This is a genomic window from Comamonas guangdongensis, from assembly GCF_041079535.1.
Classification (GTDB): Bacteria; Pseudomonadota; Gammaproteobacteria; order Burkholderiales; family Burkholderiaceae_C; genus Comamonas; species Comamonas guangdongensis.
The window spans coordinates 1-682 of record NZ_JBFYGN010000077.1; the positions used below are offsets into that span (position 1 = coordinate 1).

At 58.1% G+C, this 682-nt stretch carries 1 pseudogene; it reads left to right on the plus strand.

The window, feature by feature from the left end:
• Window positions 1–669, plus strand: a pseudogene (locus AB6724_RS21830) (IS5 family transposase); the annotation flags it as partial.
• Between the last annotated feature and the right edge of the window lie 13 nt (window positions 670–682).

Consider the following 682-nt stretch of genomic DNA (forward strand, 5'->3'; position numbering starts at 1 on the left):
CAAAAACAACCGTCTTTTTGTTGACGCTGTGCTGTATCGCTATCGCTGCGGTATTGCTTGGCGTGATCTGCCCCAGCGCTTTGGCGACTTTCGAATCGTTCACCTGCGCCACATGCGCTGGAGCCGCTCGGGCGTGTGGCTGCGGGTGTTTGAAGCACTCAGTGCGCTGCCCGATAACGAGTACGCCATGATCGATGCAACCATCGTACGAGCCCATCAGCACAGCGCGGGTGCAAAAGGGGGAGCCAAAGCCAAGCCATCGGTCGCAGCCGAGGAGGTTTGAGCACCAAGATCCATGCCACCGTTGACGCCCTGGGCAACCCCACTGGTTTCCATCTCACAGCAGGGCAGGCATCGGATTTGGAAGGAGCAGATGTCTTGCTTGCGCGCACCGACGCGCAGGCCGTGATTGCTGACAAAGCGTATGACGCCCATGAACGCGTGGTTGAACCACTGCTGCGCCAGGGCAAGCAGGTTGTCATTCCCAGTATTCGGACGCGCAAAACTCAGCGCGGGTATGACCGCCATGTCTACTTGAAGCGGCATCTCATTGAGAACTTCTTTGCGCGGTTGAAGCAGTACAGGGGCATTGCCACGCGCTATGACAAAACGGCAGCGGCATTCTTGGGAGGGATTCACCTTGCGGCCACTGTCGTCTGGCTCAATTGATGACGAGCCCTAG